Source organism: Microbacterium songi (genome assembly GCF_042747925.1).
Taxonomy (GTDB): Bacteria; Actinomycetota; Actinomycetes; order Actinomycetales; family Microbacteriaceae; genus Microbacterium.
In genome coordinates this window covers 225,051-238,569 of the sequence record NZ_JBHZIE010000004.1, presented here as the reverse complement: position 1 = coordinate 238,569, position 13,519 = coordinate 225,051, and the positions used below count along the sequence as shown (strand labels likewise).

11 protein-coding genes are annotated in these 13,519 nt (G+C 69.2%); all 11 read left to right on the top strand.

Features of this window, described 5'->3' with window-relative positions; genetic code table 11:
* Nucleotides 1–37: 37 nt before the first annotated feature.
* Complete coding sequence (locus ACFM35_RS07570) at nucleotides 38–685, top strand: amino acid ABC transporter permease (protein WP_378840401.1); 648 nt, start codon at nucleotides 38–40, stop codon at nucleotides 683–685.
* Nucleotides 682–1,584, top strand: coding sequence for an amino acid ABC transporter permease (locus ACFM35_RS07565; protein ID WP_378840398.1), 903 nt, complete (start codon nucleotides 682–684; stop codon nucleotides 1,582–1,584). The genes ACFM35_RS07570 and ACFM35_RS07565 overlap by 4 nt, the downstream gene beginning before the upstream one ends.
* Before the next feature lie 46 nt (nucleotides 1,585–1,630).
* Entirely contained in the window at nucleotides 1,631–2,671 is a 1,041-nt protein-coding gene (gene pheS, locus ACFM35_RS07560) for a phenylalanine--tRNA ligase subunit alpha (protein WP_378840395.1), read from the top strand.
* The gene (pheT, locus tag ACFM35_RS07555) at nucleotides 2,671–5,202 is read left to right on the top strand and encodes a phenylalanine--tRNA ligase subunit beta (protein ID WP_378840393.1); all 2,532 of its coding nucleotides are present in this window, start codon (nucleotides 2,671–2,673) and stop codon (nucleotides 5,200–5,202) included. Before pheS ends, pheT begins: the two co-directional genes overlap by 1 nt.
* A gap of 338 nt (nucleotides 5,203–5,540) precedes the next feature.
* Complete coding sequence (gene argC, locus ACFM35_RS07550; RefSeq protein WP_378840392.1) at nucleotides 5,541–6,617, top strand: N-acetyl-gamma-glutamyl-phosphate reductase; 1,077 nt, start codon at nucleotides 5,541–5,543, stop codon at nucleotides 6,615–6,617.
* The gene (argJ, locus tag ACFM35_RS07545) at nucleotides 6,614–7,771 is read left to right on the top strand and encodes a bifunctional glutamate N-acetyltransferase/amino-acid acetyltransferase ArgJ (RefSeq protein WP_378840391.1); all 1,158 of its coding nucleotides are present in this window, start codon (nucleotides 6,614–6,616) and stop codon (nucleotides 7,769–7,771) included. The genes argC and argJ overlap by 4 nt, the downstream gene beginning before the upstream one ends.
* Nucleotides 7,768–8,673 (top strand): acetylglutamate kinase, encoded by a 906-nt coding sequence (argB, locus tag ACFM35_RS07540; protein ID WP_378840388.1) that lies wholly within the window; start codon nucleotides 7,768–7,770, stop codon nucleotides 8,671–8,673. Before argJ ends, argB begins: the two co-directional genes overlap by 4 nt.
* A complete protein-coding gene (locus tag ACFM35_RS07535) occupies nucleotides 8,670–9,923 on the top strand; it encodes an acetylornithine transaminase (RefSeq protein WP_378840386.1) in 1,254 nt (417 codons plus the stop codon). Before argB ends, ACFM35_RS07535 begins: the two co-directional genes overlap by 4 nt.
* Nucleotides 9,920–10,843 carry an ornithine carbamoyltransferase gene (gene argF, locus ACFM35_RS07530; protein WP_378840384.1) on the top strand — a complete coding sequence of 308 codons (924 nt, stop codon included), beginning with the start codon at nucleotides 9,920–9,922 and terminating at the stop codon, nucleotides 10,841–10,843. The genes ACFM35_RS07535 and argF overlap by 4 nt, the downstream gene beginning before the upstream one ends.
* Nucleotides 10,822–11,967, top strand: coding sequence for a heparan-alpha-glucosaminide N-acetyltransferase domain-containing protein (locus ACFM35_RS07525; protein ID WP_378840381.1), 1,146 nt, complete (start codon nucleotides 10,822–10,824; stop codon nucleotides 11,965–11,967). The genes argF and ACFM35_RS07525 overlap by 22 nt, the downstream gene beginning before the upstream one ends.
* Before the next feature lie 56 nt (nucleotides 11,968–12,023).
* Nucleotides 12,024–13,454, top strand: coding sequence for an argininosuccinate lyase (gene argH, locus ACFM35_RS07520; RefSeq protein WP_378840377.1), 1,431 nt, complete (start codon nucleotides 12,024–12,026; stop codon nucleotides 13,452–13,454).
* Nucleotides 13,455–13,519: the final 65 nt, after the last annotated feature.

Below are 13,519 nucleotides of genomic sequence, written 5' to 3'. Positions count from 1 at the left end.
ACGGCCGGCAAGACGGACATGAATCGAAGGGATCGCCGTGGGGATCATCACCGACAATCTCGACCTGTGGGGCGAAGCGCTGTGGGGGACCATCGTCCTCTTCCTCGCGGGCGGGGCGATCGCCCTCGTGCTCGGCGTGATCGTCGGCGCGATGCGGGTCTCGCCGATCCCCGTCGCGCGAACCGTCGGCACGCTCTACGTGAACACGGTGCGCAATACGCCGCTGACGCTGATCTTCTTCTTCTTCGCCTTCGGGGTGCCGCTGCTCGTGGACTTCCGGGTGAATTTCCTGGTGCTCGGCATCCTGGCGCTCGGCATCTACACCGCGACCTACGTGGCAGAGACCCTGCGCTCGGGTATCAACACCGTGCCCGTCGGTCAGGCCGAGGCCGCCCGTGCCCTCGGCCTCACTTTCGGTCAGGTGATGAGCCTGGTCGTGCTCCCGCAGGCCGGGCGTTCGGTCATCCCTCCGATGATGAGCGTGCTCATCGCCCTGCTGAAGAACACCACCGTGGCGGCGGGCTTCTCCGTGCTGAACCTGGGCTCGATCCGCGCCAATCTGAGTGAACGCGGCGAGAACGCGTTCGGCGTGATCCTGTGGGTCATGGCCGTGTTCGTCGTCCTCGTCCTGCTGCTGGCAGCCCTCCAGAGATACCTCGAGAACAAGTGGAGGGTCGCGCGATGAGCTCCGTCCTGTACGACGTCCCCGGTCCCCGCGCCATCACCCGCAACCGCATCCTCGGCGCCATCACCATCGTCGTGGTGCTGGCGATCCTCGGCTTCATCCTGTGGCGATTCGCCATCAGCGGTCAGTTCAGCGCCGAGAAGTGGTCGGTGTTCACCTACGTCGCGATCTGGGAGCAGTTCGGCCTGGCCGCCCTGCGCACCCTCGCGGCGTTCGGCGCCGCGGCGGTCGGCGCCGTGGTCCTCGGCTTCGTGCTCGCGATCGCCCGACTCTCCGATCACGCGTGGGTGCGGGTCCCCGCCACCGTCATCGTCGAAGTGCTGCGTGCCGTGCCCGTGCTGGTCCTCATGCTGTTCCTGTACTTCGGCCTTCCGGTGATCGACATCAAGCTCGGTTCGTACTGGTCGGTGGTCATCGCCCTCGTCGTGTACAACGGCGCCGTCATCTCCGAGATCCTCCGCGCGGGTATCGAGTCGCTCCCGCGTGGTCAGAAAGAAGCCGGCTACGCGGTGGGCCTGCGGAAGTCGGGCGTGATGCAGCTGATCCTGCTGCCGCAGGCGATCCGGGCCATGTTGCCGGTCATCATCGCGCAGCTCGTCGTCACGCTGAAGGACACCGCGCTCGGGTTCATCATCACGTACCCCGAGCTGCTGGACTTCGCCAAGAAGCTCGGGTCCAACGCCCTGTACGGCTCGCCGCTCATCCCATCGGCCATCATCGCGGGCGCGATCTACATCGGCATGTGCCTGCTCCTTTCCTGGGCCGCTGTCACCGCCGAGAAGCGCATGCGCCGGTCACCGCGCGTCATCGCGGCCGGAGCCGCGGCGCCCCTTCAGGACGGTGTGACCGACACGTCGCTCATCGTGGCGCAGCAGGACGGGCCGGACGCGAAGGGCTGATGGCCCCGTCTCGGCGGTCGCACCGCCGTCGGTAGACTCGACTCTCGTGCCAGACAGTCCTGAAATCACCCCCGAAGCAGTCGAGGCCGCCGTCGCCGATGCGCTCGCGGCGATCGCCGCGGCAGCCGATACCGGATCGCTGAAGAGCGCCCGCGCGGCCCACACGGCCGAGGGATCCCCGCTCGCCACGCTGAATGCGGGGCTCCGAGCCGTCGAGCCGTCCCGCAAGGCCGAGTTCGGCAAGCTCGTCGGCCAGGCGCGGGGACGGGTGAACCAGGCGCTGTCGGCCCGCGAGAGCGAACTCCTCGAGGCCGAGACAGCCGCGCAGCTGGGGGCCGAGCGCGTGGACGTCACCGCCCTGGCCACCCGGGCGCGCGCCGGGGCGCGGCATCCGATCTCCCTCCTCCAGGAGCAGATCTCCGACCTCTTCGTGGGGATGGGCTGGGAGATCGCCGAAGGGCCCGAGCTCGAGCACGAGTGGTTCAACTTCGACGCCCTGAACTTCGATGTCGACCATCCCGCACGTCAGATGCAGGACACGTTCTTCGTCGATCCGGTCGACCGGCATTTGGTGATGCGCACGCACACGAGCCCTGTCCAGGTGCGCTCCATGCTGCAGCGCGACCTCCCGATCTATGTGCTGTGCCCCGGCCGGGTGTACCGCACCGACGAGTTCGACGCGACGCACCTGCCGGTGTTCACGCAGTTCGAAGGGCTCGTCGTCGACAAGGGAATCACGATGGCTCACCTGAAGGGCACGCTCGACCATTTCGCGCGCCAGCTCTTCGGCCCGGAGGCGAAGATGCGCTTCCGCACGAACTACTTCCCCTTCACCGAGCCGTCTGCCGAGCTCGATCTGTGGCACCCCACCTTCAAGGGCGGCGCGCGGTGGATCGAGTGGGGCGGCTGCGGCATGATCAACCCGAATGTGCTGCGGGCCGCGGGCATCGACCCCGACGAGTACTCCGGCTTCGCGTTCGGCATGGGCATCGAGCGGGGACTGATGTTCCGCAGCGGCGTGCAGGACATGCGCGACATGGCAGAAGGCGACGTCCGCTTCAGCGAGCAGTTCGGGATGGTGGTCTGATGCGCGTCCCGCTGTCGTGGTTGCGCGACTTCGTCGATGTGCCCGCGGATGCCTCGCCCGAGGATGTCCTCGCCGACCTGGTGCGCGTCGGGTTCGAAGAAGAGGATGTCCACCGCTTCGAGCTCCAGGGGCCGATCGTCGTCGGAGAAGTCCTCTCGTTCGAAGCCGAGCCGCAGACGAACGGCAAGACGATCCGCTGGTGCCAGGTGCGTGTGGCCCCCGACGGCGTCGAGGCCGCCGACGGAGGCCCCTCCGTGCACGGCATCGTCTGCGGGGCCGGCAACTTCTTCGCGGGCGACAAGGTCGTCGTGACCCTGCCCGGAGCGGTTCTTCCCGGCCCGTTCCCGATCGCCGCGCGCACGACGTACGGCCACGTGTCGGACGGCATGATCGCGTCGGCCAAGGAGCTCGGCCTCGGCGACGAGCACAGTGGCATTCTGCGCCTCGTCGAGCTGGGCATCGATGCGCCGGTGGGCACGGACGCGATCGCCCTCCTCGGCCTCGACGACATCGCGATCGACGTGAACGTGACACCGGACCGCGGGTATGCGTTGTCGGTCCGCGGCATCGCCCGGGAGTACGCACTCGCGACCGGTGCGGAGTTCCACGACCCGGGCGATAAGGCTCGAGGCGACGTCGATCTGCGTGATGCGGCCGCCTTCGCGGTGTCGGTCGACGATCGGTCCCCCCTCCGTGGCCGCGTCGGCGCGTCGGAGTTCGTCGCCCGCATCGTCCGAGACGTCGACCCGTCCAGGCCGACCCCGGCGTGGATGGTGGCTCGGCTGACTCTCGCCGGCGTCCGCTCGCTCGGCATCCTGATCGACATCACCAACTACGTCATGATCGAGCTCGGCCAGCCGATCCACGGCTACGACCTCGACCGACTGCGGGGGGGCATCGTCGTCCGGCGGGCGACGGCGGGCGAGAAGCTCGAGACGCTCGACGGCAAGCTGCGCACCCTCGATCCGGAAGACCTGCTCATCACCGACGATTCCGGACCGATTGGGCTCGCCGGGGTCATGGGCGGCGGCCCGACCGAGATGACGGATGCCACGCGCAACGTGCTGATCGAGGCTGCGACGTTCGACACCGTGTCGATCGCGCGCACCGCCCGCCGGCACAAGCTTCCGAGCGAGGCGTCGCGACGTTTCGAACGCGGGGTCGATCCCGGCATCCCGTTCGTGGCTGCCGCACGGGTCGCCGAGCTGATGGTGGCCCACGCAGGCGGCACCGACACCCGCGCCGGTGGTGCGCTCATGACCGTGCGCCAGACCGTGGGCATCGATCTGCCCGAGCCGTTCGTCTCCACGCTGATCGGTGTCGCATACACCCGTGAAGAGATCGTCACGGCGCTCGAGAAGGTGGGCGCCCTGGTCAGCGAACGCGGGAGCGATTGGCTGGTCACGCCGCCGTCCTGGCGTCCGGATCTCACCGACAAGTGGACTCTCGCCGAGGAGGTCGCGCGCATCCACGGGCTCGATCGCATCCCGTCGATCCTGCCGACGCCACCGTCGGGCCGCGGTCTGACCTCGGCTCAGCACGGACGTCGTCGCGTGGCGAATGCCCTCGCCGCGGCCGGATACGTCGAGACGCCGTCGTTCCCGTTCTGCACGGAAGCAGACAACGCCCTGCACGGGTCGGCCTCCGGGGTGCCGTTGCCGTCGATCAAGCTCGCCAATCCGCTCGACGGCCAGTCGCCCTTCCTGCGTCGCTCGCTGGTGCCCGGACTCCTCGCGGTGGCGCACCGCAACCAGTCCCGCGGTCTGACCGATCTGGCGCTTTTCGAGACCGGCTCGGTCTTCACGCCGGAGGCGGGCATCGCCTACGGCACCGCCTTCGTGCCTCCGTTGGCCGTGCGACCGGACGCCGCGACCCTCGCCGCGCTCGACGACTCGATCCCACCCCAGCCTCGTCACGTCGCCGTTCTCCTCGCGGGGAACGTCTCCCCGAAGCAGCCGGGCCGACCCGCCGCGGCGGCCGACCTCGGCGACGCGTGGGACGGCGTCCGCACCCTCGCGCTCGCGGCGGGAGTCACGGTGGAGCTCGCGCAGACCACCCGTGCCGCCCTCCATCCGGGGCGGGCGGCCGTCCTCACCGTCGGAGATCGCGAGGTGGGCTATCTCGGCGAGCTGCTGCCGAGCGTCGCCTCCGCCGCCGAGCTGCACGGACGTGTGATCGTGGCAGAGCTCGACCTCGACCTGCTTCTCGAGCTCGCGGGCGAGCGGGTGGTGGTGGCGTCGCTGTCGGCCTTCCCCGCGGCGACCCAAGACGTCTCGCTCGTCGTCCCGTCGGAGGTTCCCGCCGCAGAGATCCAGGCGGCACTGGTCCACGGCGCAGGCGAGCTTCTCGAGTCCGCTCGGCTCGTCGACGACTACCGCGGCCAGGGTGTGCTGCCGGGTTCCAAGAGCCTGACATTCGCTCTGCGCTTCCGCGGTCGGAGTCGCACTCTCACGGCCGCCGAGGCGACCGAGGCCAAGCTCGCGGGCGTGGCCGTCACGGCCGAGCGGTTCGGCGCCCAGCTCCGCGAGTGAGGTCCGACCGCGTCGAGCGCATCACCTTCCGTCGAGAGCACGACTTTCGGTCGCACGAAGGTCGTGCGCTCGTCGGCATGCCGTGCGTTCGACGGTCGACGGCCCACGTGCGGCCGGACGTGCGCGCGGCCGAGTTGCGGATGCCCCGACCCGGCGGCTATCGTCGGCGCATGCCTTCGGCCACTCCGGTTCGCGTCGCGCTCGCTCAGAGCGCCGCTCCGGTATGCCGACGTCAGGGCGGACGCCGACTCTAGGCGACCCCGATTGCGCGCCCTCGTGGGCGCGCGACAGGTGTCGCCGTTCCTGGCCCCCGACCCCAGAACGTTAAGGTGGAACCCATGACCTATTCGGTCGCCGTCTCCGGCGCCTCCGGCTACGCGGGCGGCGAGATCCTGCGGATCCTCGCCGCGCATCCCGACATCGAGATCCGCACGGTCACCGCTCATTCCAACGCGGGTCAGCCCCTGGTCGCCCACCAGCCGCACCTCCGGTCGCTCGCCCATCTCACGCTGCAGGAGACGACGCCGGATGTGCTCGCCGGCCATGACATCGTGTTCCTCGCGCTGCCGCACGGGCAGTCGGGGCAGTACACCGAGGCGCTCGCCGGCACACCCCTGGTGATCGATGCGGGCGCCGACCACCGGCTCGAGTCGGCCGCTGCCTGGGACGCCTTCTACGGCGGCGACTTCCACGACCCCTGGACGTACGGTGTGCCCGAACTGCCGGTGGCGGGCGGCAAGCTTCGGGATCAGCTGGTGGGTGCATCCCGCATCGCCGCGCCCGGGTGCAACGCCAGCACCGTCAGCCTGAGCCTCGCGCCCGGCGTGGCATCCGGCGTCGTCGATCCCTCCGACATCGTCACCGTTCTCGCCGTCGGTCCGAGCGGCGCCGGGAAGAGCCTCAGACCCAACCTTCTCGCGAGCGAGATCCTCGGCTCGGCGAACCCCTACGCGGTGGGGGGCACGCATCGACACATCCCCGAGATCCGGCAGGCGCTCGCCGCCGCGCGCGCGGCCGGCGCTGCAGCAGACGGGCACGTCGGCGACGAGGGCATCGCCATCTCGTTCACGCCGGTGATCGTGCCGATGGCGCGCGGCATCCTGGCCACGTCGACGGCGCCGATCGCCGCAGGCGCGACTGACGACGACATCCGTGCCGCATGGCAGGGCGCATACGACGGCGAGACGTTCGTCCAGCTGCTGCCGGCGGGCTCGTTCCCGCGCACCGCCGACGTCCTCGGGGCGAATACGGCTCTCATGGGGTTGGCGATCGATCGTTCCGCCGGACGCGTGGTCGTCATCACCGCACTCGACAATCTCGTCAAAGGGACGGCCGGCGCGGCCGTCCAATCAATGAACATCGCGCTGGGCCTTCCCGAAGACCGCGCATTGACCGTGAACGGAGTCGCGCCGTGACCGTCACCGCGCCCCAGGGGTTCGAAGCATCCGGAGTCGCCGCCGGTCTCAAATCGACGGGCAGCTCGGATGTCGCGGTCGTGGTCAACCGTGGCCCGTTGCGTGCGGGCGCGGCCGTGTTCACGAGCAATCGCGCGAAGGCCAATCCGATCATCTGGTCGGAGCAGGCCGTCAGGGACGGCGTCGTCGAGGCGATCGTGCTGAATTCGGGCGGGGCGAACTGCTTCACCGGGTTATTCGGTTTTCAGACCACCCACCAGACGGCCGAGAAGGCCGCGGCGCTGCTGGGGGTGAGCGCGGGCGATGTGCTCGTCTGCTCGACGGGGCTCATCGGCACCGGTGACGAGGTATTTCGCGGCAAAGTGCTCGAGGGCGTCGCGGCGGGGATCGCGGCGCTCAGCCCGGACGGCGGAGCGGATGCCGCGCACGCGATCATGACGACGGACTCGAGGGCCAAGCAGGCCGTCGTCCGGCGCGACGGGTGGTCGATCGGCGGGATGGCGAAGGGCGCGGGGATGCTGGCGCCGGGCCTTGCGACGATGCTGGTCGTCATCACGACCGACGCCGTGCTCGATGCCTCCGCCGCCGATGCGGCGCTGCGTCGCGCCACCCGGGTCAGCTTCGACCGGCTCGACTCCGACGGCTGCATGTCGACCAACGACCAGGTCACCCTGATGGTGAGCGGAGCGAGTGGGATAGCCCCGGACGAGGACGAGTTCGCCGCGGCGCTCGCCGAGATCAGCCTCGATCTCGCCCGTCAGCTGCAATCGGATGCGGAGGGCGCGAGCCACGACATCACGATCGAGGTCGTCCACGCGGCGTCCGAAGAGGACGCGGTGGAGGTGGGGCGGTCCGTCGCCCGCAACAACCTCTTCAAGGCCGCCGTGTTCGGCAACGACCCCAACTGGGGGCGCGTGCTGGCGGCGATCGGAACCACGCGGGCCGAGTTCGACCCCTACGACGTCGACGTCTGGATGAACGGCGTGCGCGTCTGCACCGCAGGCGGGCCCGACCGGCCGCGGGAGGAAGTCGATCTGACGCCGCGGGCGACGCACCTGATCATCGATCTCCGGGTCGGCGAGGCATCCGCCACGATCCTGACCAACGATCTGACGCACGATTACGTCCACGAGAACAGCGCGTACGCATCATGAGCGACGTCGAGGTGCAGGACACCGACCCGGCTGAGGCCAGCACGCGTGCGATCACGCTGATCGAGTCGCTACCCTGGCTGCGCCGGTTCCGCGATCAGGTCGTCGTCATCAAGTACGGCGGCAACGCCATGATCAGCGAAGAGCTGCAAGACGCCTTCGCGGCCGACATCGCCTATCTGAGGTACGTCGGAGTGAAGCCCGTCGTGGTGCACGGGGGCGGTCCGCAGATCTCGTCGATGCTGGACCGACTGGCGATCCCGAGTGAATTCAAGGGCGGCTACCGGGTTACCAGCACAGAGGCGATCTCGGTCGTGCGCATGGTGCTCACCGGTCAGATCAATCCGCACCTGGTCGCGAAGATCAACGCGCACGGCCCGCTGGCGACCGGTCTCTCGGGCGAAGATGCGGGACTCTTCGGAGGCCGGCGACGCGGGGTCGTCATCGAGGGCGTGGAGCACGATCTCGGTCGGGTCGGCGACGTCGTCCAGGTCGACCCTCAACCCATCCACGATCAGCTCGATGCCGGGCGCATCCCGGTCGTCTCGAGCATCGCCCCCGACCTCGATCACCCCGGGCACTCGTTGAACGTGAACGCGGATGCTGCGGCCGCGGCTCTCGCCGTGGCGCTGGGCGCGTCCAAGCTCGTCGTCCTCACGGACGTGCCGGGTCTCTACGCGGACTGGCCGAACCGCGATTCCCTCGTGTCCCATCTGACAGCCTCGGAGCTGCGCGCAATGCTGCCGAAACTCGAGTCGGGCATGATTCCGAAGATGCAGGCGTGCCTGGATGCAGTGGACGGTGGCGTCGAGACGGCGGCCATCATCGATGGGCGGGTCCCGCACTCGGTGCTCGTCGAGATCTTCACGAGCAAGGGAATCGGAACAGAGGTGGTGGCACAGTGAGCGGCAGCAGCGTGATCGGCGCGACAGGGACGACATGGCAGGACGACGTGGGTCGCGACCTGCTGCGCAACCTGGGTGATCGACTCGAGCTCCTCGTGCGCGGGGAGGGCGCCTACGTCTGGGACGTCCAAGGTCGCCGCTACCTCGACTTCCTGGCGGGCATCGCGGTCAACTCGCTCGGCCATGCGCACCCCGTCTTCGTCGAGGCGATCTCCCGCCAGGCGGCGACGCTCGCGCACGTGTCCAACTACTTCGCCACGCCGCCCCAGCTCGAGCTCGCGGCGCGCCTGAAGCGCCTCGCCGGCACCGGCGAGGCCGGCAGGGTGTACTTCGGCAACTCGGGGGCCGAGGCCAACGAAGCGGCGTTCAAGCTGGCGCGGTTGCACGGGGGAGCGGCGGGCCGCACGCGCATCCTGTCCCTCAAAGACGCCTTCCACGGTCGGACGATGGGCACGCTCGCCCTGACCGGCAAGCCGTGGATGCAGGAGCCGTTCCTCCCGATGGTGCCCGGGGTCGAGTTCATCGACTCGACGATCGAGGCGTTGGATGCTGCGCTCGACGAGACCGTCGCTGCGCTGTTCGTCGAACCCATCAAGGGCGAGGCCGGCGTGCTCGAGCTGCCCGCGGGCTATCTCCAGGCGGCCCGCGCGCTCACGGCGCAGCGCGGCGCGCTGCTGATCATCGACGAGATCCAGACCGGCGCCGGCCGCACCGGGGAGTGGTTCGCCTTCCAGCACGCCGGCATTCAGCCCGACGCGATCACGGTCGCGAAGGGCATCGGAGGCGGATTCCCCATTGGCGCGCTCATCACGTTCGGCGCGGCGAGCGACCTGTTCTACCCGGGAACCCATGGCTCGACGTTCGGCGGCAACGCGCTGGGTACGGCTGTCGCCGGCGCGGTGCTGGCCGAGATCGAGCGGGCGGACCTCGTGCGCAACGCCGCCGAGCGGGGCGCACAGCTGCGCGCCGCCATCGCTGCGATCGATTCGTCCATCGTCGAGGGATGCCGCGGCCAGGGTCTGCTGATCGGCGTCGCCCTGCGGCATCCGGTCGCGAAGGCCGTCGTCGCCGCCGCGCAGGAGCACGGTCTCATCGTCAACGCCCCGAACGACGACACCATCCGGCTCGTGCCACCGCTCACGATCGGCGACGTCGAGATCGACGAGTTCATCGAGCTCTTCTCCGCGACGCTGGCGACCGTGGAGGACGCATTGCTGCTGGACGCACCCACGAAGGAGACCACGACGTGACTCGCCACCTGCTTCGCGACGACGATCTGACAGCCGCCGAGCAGTCCGAGATCCTCGATCTGGCGATCGAGCTCAAGAAGGATCGGTGGGCGGACAAGAGCCTCGCCGGTCCGCAGACCGTCGCCGTCATCTTCGACAAGTCCTCGACCCGCACGCGCGTCTCCTTCGCGGTGGGGATCGCCGACCTGGGTGGCTCGCCGCTGATCATCTCGACCGCGAGCAGTCAGCTCGGCGGGAAGGAGACCCCTGCCGACACGGCGCGCGTGCTCGAGCGGCAGGTCGCCGCGATCGTCTGGCGCACCTACGCGCAGTCCGGTCTGGAGGAGATGGCGCGTGACACCCGGGTGCCGGTCATCAACGCGCTCTCCGACGACTTCCACCCGTGCCAGCTGCTCGCGGACCTTCTCACGATCCGCGAGCACAAGGGCGAGCTGCGAGGTCTGACGCTCACGTTCTTCGGCGACGGGCGGTCGAACATGGCCCATTCGTACATGCTCGCCGGAGTCACGGCAGGCATGCACGTGCGCGTGGCCTCGCCGGAGTCGTACGCCCCACGGGAGGACGTGGTCGCCGATGCCGATCGCCGCGCCGCTGAGACGGGCGGCTCACTCACCCTCTACACCGATGCGAACGAAGCCGCGGGTGGCGCCGACGTGATCGTGACCGACACGTGGGTGTCGATGGGCAAGGAGGAGGAGAAGCTGGCTCGACTGCGTGACCTCGGCGCCTACAAGGTGACCCGCGACACGATGTCCATCGCACGCCCCGACGCCATCTTCATCCACTGCCTGCCGGCCGACCGCGGATACGAGGTCGAGGCTGAGGTCATCGACGGCCCGCAGAGCGTGGTCTGGGACGAGGCCGAAAACCGTTTGCACGCGCAGAAGGCGCTGCTGGTGTGGCTGCTGCGCCAGGATTGATCGCCTCCCCACCGGCTCGGGGTACGAGCTGGTTCCCGTCGAGGTGGGAGCGGCTGAGCGGTGAGAGCCGGCTCACCGGTGTCGACCTGGCGCGCGGCCTTGCCATCCTGGGGATGTTCGCCGCCCACCTGGTCGCCATCGACCCGATCGTCTGGACGGATGCTTCGACGTGGGGCGGGATCGTGCACGGGCGCTCATCCATCCTGTTCGCCACCCTCGCCGGGGTCTCGATCGGTCTGATGTCGGGGGGACCGGCGCCGCGGCCGTGGGCAGCGCTGCGTGTGGTGAGACTGCGGTTGGTGGTGCGCGCGGTGATCTTGTGGCTTCTCGGTGTCCTTCTCATCGCCACCGGCGTGCCCGTCTACGTGATCCTGCCCGCATACGCCGTGCTGTTCGTCCTGGCGATCCCGCTGCTGTCCCTGAGTTCCCGCGTGCTGCTGCCGCTCGCGGCCGCGCTGGCACTCGCGATGCCGCTCGTGCAGGCGGTCGTCGATGCGTCCGCCTTCTGGCGCACCGACCCGGGCGGAGCCTTGAGTCTGGTGCTCGGCTGGCATTACCCGTTCCTGACGTGGATCGCCTTCGTCGTCGCCGGAATGGGACTCGCGCGGGCGGGGCTGAGGCGCACCACCGTGCAGGTCGGCATGCTCGTGACCGGTCTTGTCCTCGCTGTGCTCGCGTACACCCTGGACGTCGTGAGCGGCGCGGACGAGGCATCCGAGTCCGCCTCGTGGTGGGGCGCGGTGTGGACCGCCCGCGCGCATTCCACGGGTTTGCTCGAGGTCGTCGGCTCGGGAGGATTCGCGCTCGCCGTGCTCGGCGCGTGTCTCCTGGTCTGCCGCACGGTGATCGTCTGGGTCGTCCTGCCGCTGCGTGCGGTGGGTGCCATGCCGTTGACCGCCTACACCGCTCAGATCGTCGCGTGGGCTTTGGTCGCGCAGGCGGCGCTCGGCGACCCGTCGGATCTCGTGGGGTTCCGTGCGCTCGAGCCGTTCGCGCCTTTCGTGGCTTGGACCATCGTCGGTTGCACCGCGTGGGCGCTGATGGTCGGCCGTGGACCGCTCGAGTGGTTCGTCGACATGGCGGCGCGGCGGATCGTCCCCCGCGCTCGTGCGACCGAGGACTGACGTGCCGGTCGACGCGGCCGCCCGGGCGCCGGCAGTGCGCTCGGTAGGCTGAGGAGGTGAGCGATACGAAGAACGACGGGACCAACGAGGGCGCACTCTGGGGCGGCAGGTTCTCCACCGGTCCGTCGCCCGAACTGGTCGCGCTGAGCCGATCGACCCACTTCGACTGGGCGCTCGCGCTCTACGACATCGCCGGTTCCCACGCGCATGCGAAGGCGCTCGCCGCTGCCGGGTACCTCACGGGCGATGAGGAGCGGCGGATGCACGAGGGTCTCGACACCCTCGCCGAACGGGTGGCCGACGGTACTCTGCAGGCGGTCCCCGGAGACGAGGATGTGCACGGTGCCCTCGAGCAGGCCCTGATCAGCGTGGTCGGCCCGGAGCTCGGAGGAAAGCTCCGTGCCGGCCGCAGCCGCAACGATCAGATCGCGACGCTCGTGCGGATGTTCCTGCTCGACCATTCCCGTGCGATCGCCCGCGACATCCTGCGTCTCATCGACGCGATCGTCGCGCAGGCAGAGGCGCACGAAGCGGCGGTCATGCCGGGACGCACTCACCTCCAGCACGCACAGCCGGTGCTGCTCGCCCACCACCTGCAGGCGCACGCCTGGCCGCTCGTCCGCGATCTCGAGCGACTCCGCGACTGGACCGCGCGCGCGGTGGTCTCGCCTTACGGGGGAGGTGCGCTGGCGGGGTCCACGCTGGGTTTGGATCCGCAGCTGGTCGCGAACGAGTTGGGATTGGCCCGTCCTGCCGAGAATTCCATCGACGGCACAGCAGCGCGCGACGTGGTCGCGGAGTTCGCCTATGTGACCGCGCAGATCGGCATCGATCTGTCGCGGTTCGCCGAGGAGATCATCCTCTGGAACACGCGCGAGTTCGGTTTCGTCACCCTCGACGACGGGTACTCGACCGGCTCGAGCATCATGCCGCAGAAGAAGAACCCCGACATCGCCGAGCTCGCCCGAGGGAAAGCAGGACGGTTGATCGGCAACCTCACCGGTCTGCTGGCGACCCTCAAGGGCCTTCCCTTGGCCTACAACAGGGACCTGCAGGAGGACAAGGAGCCCGTCTTCGACTCGATCGCCACGCTCGAAGTGCTTCTGCCGGCATTCACCGGAATGGTCGCCACCCTCCGGTTCGACACCCAGCGCATGCGAGAGCTCGCCCCTCAGGGCTTCAGCCTCGCCACGGACGTGGCCGAATGGCTCGTCACGCAGGGCACACCGTTCCGTGATGCGCATGAGATCTCCGGTGCGCTCGTCCGCGAATGCGAGACCCGGGGGATCGGGCTGGAGGATGCGTCGGACGAGCTGTTGACCCAGGTGTCGCCTCTGCTGACGGCCGATGTGCGCGAGGTGCTGTCCGTCGAGGGTTCCGTGGCGAGTCGCACGGGTCTGGGCGGCACAGCACCCGCGCGGGTGGCGGAGCAGCGGTCGGAGCTCATCGCCCGGTCCCAGGCGCTGGCGCACGCCCTCGTCCCGTAACGGACGATCACCCGGGCGCGTTATTAAGCGTATGTCTTATTTCTCTTGGAAATAAGCGATAGGCT